This window comes from Georgenia thermotolerans (assembly GCF_009193185.1).
Classification (GTDB): Bacteria; Actinomycetota; Actinomycetes; order Actinomycetales; family Actinomycetaceae; genus Georgenia; species Georgenia thermotolerans.
The window spans coordinates 24,849-31,695 of the sequence record NZ_VUKF01000051.1; the positions used below are offsets into that span (position 1 = coordinate 24,849).

General features: G+C 74.5%; 6 protein-coding genes and 1 pseudogene. 3 read left to right on the forward strand and 4 right to left on the reverse strand.

Annotated features, from left to right (window positions below):
- Window positions 1–98: 98 nt before the first annotated feature.
- Window positions 99–563 (reverse strand): hypothetical protein, encoded by a 465-nt coding sequence (locus GD970_RS18545; RefSeq protein ID WP_152204396.1) that lies wholly within the window; start codon window positions 561–563, stop codon window positions 99–101.
- A gap of 29 nt (window positions 564–592) precedes the next feature.
- Window positions 593–946, reverse strand: a complete 354-nt coding sequence (locus GD970_RS18550; RefSeq protein WP_152204388.1) for a hypothetical protein — start codon at window positions 944–946, stop codon at window positions 593–595.
- A 44-nt stretch (window positions 947–990) separates the two neighbouring features.
- Here GD970_RS18550 and GD970_RS18555 point away from each other — a divergent pair, with 44 nt between their 5' ends.
- Window positions 991–2,466, forward strand: coding sequence for a leucyl aminopeptidase (locus GD970_RS18555; protein WP_152204389.1), 1,476 nt, complete (start codon window positions 991–993; stop codon window positions 2,464–2,466).
- A gap of 105 nt (window positions 2,467–2,571) precedes the next feature.
- On the opposite strand, the gene GD970_RS18560 is transcribed toward GD970_RS18555, so the two are convergent.
- A complete protein-coding gene (locus tag GD970_RS18560; protein WP_152204390.1) occupies window positions 2,572–2,889 on the reverse strand; it encodes an oxidoreductase in 318 nt (105 codons plus the stop codon).
- 179 nt (window positions 2,890–3,068) lie between these two features.
- Between GD970_RS18560 and lpdA the strand changes: the two genes are divergently transcribed.
- Together lpdA and sucB are read left to right on the forward strand one after the other, a co-directional pair.
- A complete protein-coding gene (gene lpdA, locus GD970_RS18565; protein ID WP_152204391.1) occupies window positions 3,069–4,448 on the forward strand; it encodes a dihydrolipoyl dehydrogenase in 1,380 nt (459 codons plus the stop codon).
- Between the two features lie 24 nt (window positions 4,449–4,472).
- Window positions 4,473–6,323, forward strand: a complete 1,851-nt coding sequence (gene sucB / locus GD970_RS18570) for a 2-oxoglutarate dehydrogenase, E2 component, dihydrolipoamide succinyltransferase (protein ID WP_152204392.1) — start codon at window positions 4,473–4,475, stop codon at window positions 6,321–6,323.
- 88 nt (window positions 6,324–6,411) lie between these two features.
- On the opposite strand, the pseudogene GD970_RS21815 reads toward sucB, so the two are convergent.
- A pseudogene (locus tag GD970_RS21815) lies at window positions 6,412–6,847 on the reverse strand (hypothetical protein); the annotation flags it as partial.

The following is a 6,847-nucleotide window of genomic DNA, read 5'->3' on the forward strand; positions in this document are numbered from 1 at the left end:
GGGTCCGGCCGGATCCCGGTACCGCGTCCGCCCGTCCCCGGACCTGGGCCGGGCCCGGCGGCTCAGGCCCGCTCGGCGCGCGCCACCGCCCGGGCGGCTCAGGCCCGCTCGGCGCGCGCCACCACCCGGGCGGGGCTGGAGTGCCACAGCCACGCGATGCCCAGCAGCGGCAGCACCGCCGGCACGTAGCCGTAGCCGCTGCCGTAACGCGACCACACCGTGTCGTGGGGGAACAGCTCGGGGTGCCACAGGCTCAGCGTGCCGATGGTGAGGACGCCGAGGAGCTCGAAGACGACGGCGATCCAGCCCACCCGCCGCATGCGCCGGCCGTTGTGCGCCAGGGCGACGGTGGCGACGATGTAGACCGCGCCGGCCAGGGCCGAGAGGGAGTAGGCCAGCGGCGCCTCGCCGGCGTTCCGCAGCAGCTGGACGCTGGCGCGCGCGGAGGCGGCCACGGCGAAGATGCCGTAGACGAGGATGAGGACCCGGCCGAGGCCGTACGCCGGCCGCCGGGTGTCCGTCGTCGGCGTGGTGACCAGCCGGTCGGTCGTCTGCTCGCCCATGTGCTCCCTGTCCTCGTCCTGCGGCGCGCTCACGCCGTCCACACCTGCCAGACCCGGGCCTGCATGGCGAGCAGCGCCACGCAGGCGACGAGCAGCACCACCGAGCTCCACCGCGACCGGTCCGCGAACGCCCACGCCGCCGCCACCGGCAGCAGGAAGAGCGCCGTGATGACGTAGCCCCAGAACGTCCACGGGTCGGCCGCCCGATGGCCCTGCGCCTGGGCGACCAGGCCGACCACGACCTGGGCGAGCAGGGCCAGCTCCACCACCGCACCGGCAACGAGCTGGCGCAGGATGACGGCGCGGTCGACGATCGTGAACCACAGGGCCCAGATGCCCAGGAGACCGACCAGGACCGCGGTGATGATGACCGTCAACTGCACCCCGGGAGATTACCGCCCGCAGGGGCGACGGCTAGCATCGGGGCGTGACCGACCTGAATCTGAGCCCCAAGAACCCCGCCCGCGCGCACGCCGACGCCCTGGTCCTCGCCGTCGCCGGCACCGACGACGGCGCCCGCATCCTTGCCGCCGACCCGCTGCCGGCGAAGGCGGTCGCCGCGCTGGACAAGCTGCTGCCGGCGCTGGGCGTGACCGGCAAGGCGGACGAGGTCGTGCGCGTCCCCGCCGGCGACGACCTGGCCGCCACCGTCGTCGTGCTCACCGGCGTCGGCAAGGTCACCGACCGGCCCGGCCGGGAGGCGCTGCGCCGGGCGGCCGGGGCGGCCACCCGCAACCTGGCCGGCACCGAGCACGCCGTCCTGGCGCTGCCCGCCGAGGACGCCGCCCAGGTGGGCGCCGTCGCCGAGGGGGCCCTGCTGGGCGCCTACCGCTTCGACCACTACAAGACCGGCGTCCCCGCCCCGGTGGCCACGCTCGAGCTGGCCACGCCGGTCGCCAAGAGCAAGGAGGCCCAGGCGGCGCTGGCGCGCGCCGTGGCCGTGGCCGACGGCGTGCGCGCCGCCCGCGACCTCATCAACGCCTCCCCGCGGCACCTCTACCCCGAGACCTTCGCCGAGGCGGCGCGCGCGGCGGCCGCCGGCGCCAAGGTCACCGTCACCGTCCTCGACGAGGAGGAGCTGGCGGCCGGCGGCTACGGCGGGATCCTCGCGGTCGGGATGGGCTCGGCCCGCCCGCCCCGGCTCGTGAAGGTCGACTACGCGCCCGCCCGGGCAGCGGCGCACTACGCGCTGGTCGGCAAGGGCATCACGTTCGACTCCGGCGGCATCTCACTCAAGCCGGCCAAGGGCATGGAGGCGATGAAGAGCGACATGGCGGGTGCCGCCACGGTGCTGCACACCGTCCTGGCCGCCGCCGCCCTCGACGTGCCCGTGCGGGTGACCGGCTGGCTCGCCCTCGCCGAGAACATGCCCGGCGGCGGCGCCCAGCGGCCCTCCGACGTCATCACCACGCTCGACGGCACCACGGTCGAGGTCCTCAACACGGACGCCGAGGGCCGCCTCGTCCTCGCCGACGCCCTCGTGGCCGCGCGCCGGGAGAACCCGGACGCGATCGTCGACATCGCCACCCTGACCGGCGCGCAGGTCGCGGCCCTGGGCACCCGTATCGGTGCTGTCATGGGCACCGAGGACCTGCGCGGCGACGTCGTCGCCGCGGCGGAGACGGTGGGCGAGGAGTTCTGGCCCATGCCGCTGCCCGAGGAGCTGCGCCCGTCGCTGAAGTCCTCGGTCGCCGACATCGCCAACATGGGCGACCGGTTCGGCGGCATGCTCGTCGCGGGCCTGTTCCTCCAGAAGTTCGTCGGCGACACGCCCTGGGCGCACCTCGACGTCGCGGGCCCGGCCTTCAACGAGAAGGCGCCCTACGGCTATACGCACAAGGGCGGCACGGGGATGGGGCTGCGGACCCTCCTGGGCCTGCTCGAGGCCGCGGCCGCCCGCTGACGCTTCGGCACGACGCGGCGCGTGTCCCGGGCGGTGGATGCCCCCGGGGCACGCGCCGCGCGTCGCAAGGCCCAACGGCGCGGCGCTGCCCGGAGACCGCCGGGCTCAGCGCCGCCGGTTCGCCGAGCTCCACCGCCGCATGCTCGCGGGGTAGCCGGTGAGGTGGACGTCGTAGATCGGGATGCCCAGCTCGGCGGCCAGGGCGCGGGCCGCCCGCACGTCCGGCACCCGCCGCCGGGTCCACTCCCCCGACCTGGCCACCAGCACCACGGTGTGCGGGTCGTGCGCCGTCGGCGGCTCGAGGTACGCCTCCACGCCGACCCGGGTGGCGACGAACTCGTGGAAGTGTGCCAGCGTCCGGGCGCGCGCCTCCCGACCCGCCGAGGGGTCCGGGCGCACGCGGCGCCGGGAGAACAGCCGCATGGGTCCCCACCCTACGAGCGATGCCTGGAGCACCGCTGGGAATCGCCGCCGCACACCGCCCATTTGTGACCGGCGTGGCATGGAACGGTTCGTGCTTCAGGGGCGGGGGGTGGAACAATGACCGAGGCCCATGGCCAACCACGGGTCTGCCAGGCTCGTCAGTGCTCAAGGAGAGGTACGTGGCTGATACGCAGGAGTACGACATCGTCATCCTGGGGGCGGGAAGCGGTGGCTATGCGGCCGCCCTGCGCGGGGCGCAGCTGGGCCTGAAGGTGGCCCTGGTCGAGGGCGACAAGCTCGGCGGCACCTGCCTGCACCGCGGGTGCATCCCCACCAAGGCCCTGCTGCACTCGGCGGAGGTCGTCGACACCATCCGGGAGTCGAAGAACTTCGGCGTGCAGTCGACGTTCGACAGCATCGACATGTCGGGCGTCAACAGCTTCAAGGACGGCGTCGTCGCCCGGCTCTACAAGGGCCTGCAGGGCCTGGTCTCCTCCCGCAAGGTCGACCTCATCACCGGCTGGGGCCGGCTCGTCGCGCCCGACACCGTCGAGGTCGACGGCACCCGCTACCGCGGCAAGAACGTCATCCTGGCCTCCGGCTCCTACTCCAAGACGCTGCCGGGCCTCGAGCTCGGCGGCCGCGTCCTCACCTCCGAGCAGGCCCTCGAGCTCGACTTCGTGCCCAAGAGCGCGATCGTCCTCGGCGGCGGGGTCATCGGCGTGGAGTTCGCCTCGGTGTGGAACTCCTTCGGCGCCGACGTGACGATCATCGAGGGCCTCCCCCACCTCGTGCCGAACGAGGACGAGGCGCTGTCCAAGGGCCTGGAACGGGCCTTCCGCAAGCGCAAGATCGCCTTCCACACCAAGACGATGTTCGCCGGTGTCACCCAGAACGACGACGGCGTCGTCGTCACCACCCAGGACGGCAAGACCCTGGAGGCCGAGGTGCTGCTCGTGGCGGTGGGCCGCGGGCCGGCGACCGCGAACCTCGGGTACGAGGAGAACGGCATCCCGATGGAGCGCGGCTTCGTGCTCACCAACGAGCGCCTCCACACCGGCGTCGGCAACGTCTACGCCGTCGGCGACATCGTCCCGGGCCTGCAGCTCGCGCACCGCGGCTTCCAGCAGGGCATCTTCGTCGCCGAGGAGATCGCCGGGCTCAACCCCGCGCCGATGGTCGAGAGCGCGATCCCTCGCGTGACCTACTGCGAGCCGCAGGTCGGCTCGGTCGGCCTGACCGAGGCCCAGGCCAAGGACACCTACGGCGCCGACGGCGTCGAGACGGTGGAGTACAACCTCGCCGGCAACGGCAAGAGCCAGATCCTCCAGACGGCGGGCTTCGTCAAGCTCGTCCGGCAGAAGGACGGCCCGATCGTCGGCGTGCACCTGCTGGGTGCGCGGGTCGGCGAGCTGATCGGCGAGTCCCAGCTCATGGTGAGCTGGGAGGCCTACCCCGAGGACGTCGCCTCCCTCGTCCACGCCCACCCCACGCAGGACGAGGCGCTGGGCGAGGCCGCCCTTGCACTCGCCGGCAAGCCGCTGCACGCTCACAACTGACCCGATCGAAGGAGACCCCAGGACATGTCTGAGTCCGTGAAGATGCCCGCGCTGGGCGAGTCCGTCACCGAGGGCACCGTCACGCGGTGGCTCAAGGCGGTCGGCGAGTCGGTCGAGGTCGACGAGCCGCTGCTCGAGGTGTCCACCGACAAGGTGGACACCGAGGTGCCCTCGCCGGTGGCCGGCGTGGTCGAGAAGATCCTCGTCGAGGAGGACGAGACGGTCGAGGTCGGCGCCGAGCTGGCGATCATCGGCGACGGCGCCGGCGCTTCCGCCGGCGGCGACGAGGGCGCGACGACCACCTCCGGTGAGCCCGACACCGCCCCCAGCACCTCCACCGAGGCCCCGGCCTCCGAGGAGGTCGAGGCCGCCCAGCCCGCGGCCGCGGAGCCGAAGCAGCCCGAGGCCGCCAAGGCCGAGGCCACCCAGGCCGCTCCGTCCGGCGACGGCGCGGCCGGCGGCGAGCCGGTGAAGATGCCCGCCCTCGGCGAGTCCGTCACCGAGGGCACCGTCACCCGCTGGCTGAAGGCCGAGGGGGACACCGTCGAGGTCGACGAGCCGCTGCTCGAGGTCTCCACCGACAAGGTGGACACCGAGGTGCCCTCGCCGGTGGCCGGCACCGTGGTGAAGATCCTCGTCCAGGAGGACGAGACGGTCGAGGTCGGCACCGACCTGGCGATCGTCGGGAAGCCCGGCGCGGCGGCCGCCGCCGCCGAGACCCCCCAGGCCGAGGCGCCGCAGGCCGAGGCCCCCGCCGCCGAGGCTCCGGCCGAGGCCCCGCAGGCCGAGGCTCCCGCCCAGGCGCCCGCCCCGCAGGCCCGGGCCGAGGCCAAGCCCGCCCCGGAGCCGGTCTCGCCGGCCCCCGCCGCCCCGGGCGTGGCCGCCCCCGCCCCGCAGACGACGGCGCAGCCGCAGGCCCAGCCCGAGCCCACCCCGGCCGCCGCGGGCACCGCCTACATCACCCCGCTGGTGCGCAAGCTCGCCGCCGAGAAGGGCGTCGACCTCGCCACCGTCACCGGCACCGGTGTCGGCGGGCGCATCCGCAAGCAGGACGTCGAGGCGGCCGCGGAGAAGGCCGCCGCCGAGAAGGCAGCGGCGCAGGCCGCCCCGGCCGCGCCCGCCGCCCCCGCCAAGGCGGCACCGGTGGAGGTCTCCCCGCTGCGCGGCACGAGCGAGAAGATGTCCCGCCTGCGCAAGGTCATCGCCAAGCGCATGCGTGAGTCCCTGGACACCTCCGCCCAGCTCACCTCGATGGTCGAGGTCGACGTCACCCGGATCGCCACCCTGCGCACCCGGGCCAAGAACGCCTTCCAGGCGGCGGAGGGCACGAAGCTCACCTTCCTGCCCTTCTTCGTCAAGGCGGCGACCGAGGCGCTCAAGGCGCACCCGAAGCTCAACGCCACCATCGACGGCGAGCAGGTCGTCTACCACGGCGCCGAGCACATCGGCATCGCGGTCGACACCCCGCGCGGGCTGCTCGTCCCGGTGATCAAGGACGCCGGCGACCTCACCATCGGCGGCATCGCCAAGAAGATCAACGACCTGGCGGCCCGCACCCGCGACAGCAAGGTCACCCCGGACGAGCTGTCCGGCTCGACCTTCACCATCACCAACACCGGCTCGGCGGGCCTGCTCATGGACACGCCGATCATCAACCAGCCGGAGGTGGCGATCCTCGGTGTCGGGGCGATCGTCAAGCGGCCCGCCGTGGTCAAGGACGCCGAGGGCAACGACACCATCGGCATCCGGTCGATGATGTACCTGTCGCTGACCTACGACCACCGCCTGGTCGACGGCGCCGACGCCGGCCGGTACCTCACCGCCGTCAAGGCCCGCCTGGAGGAGGGCGCGTTCGAGGCCGAGCTCGGCCTCTGAGCCAGCCTCCTTCTCCACGGAGCCCCGCACCGGCAGGTGCGGGGCTCCGCCCGTTCCCGGCACCGCCGCACGCCCCTCGCCCGCGCGCTCAGCACCCGCCGACCTCCTCCACCCGCCAGGGCGGGCCCAGCACGGTGAGCACCGAGCACCGCGGCGGTTGCGGGGGCATTGCGCCGCCGGCGCCGCGGGCAGCGGCCCCGCCCGGCACGAGCGCGTAGCCGCCCTGGCGGGTCACCACCTCGACATCGACCCGGACCCGCTCGCCCCCGGCGCCGGCGCGCCCGCGCTCCTCCAGCGACGCCAGCTCGGTGACCAGGCCCTCGACCCGCACGCCGGCCGCCCGCAGCCGGGCGAGCAGGGCGCCGTCCTCCTCGGCCGCCGGCGAGCCGGGCACCGTGAGGGCGGCCAGGGCGGCGCCGTCCCCCGCCGTCAGCGCGGCGTCACGCCGCTCGAGCAGCTCGACGACCGCGGCGCGCAGGTCCGCCTCCCCGGGGCGCCGGCCGTCGACCGCGCCGGCGCCGGCC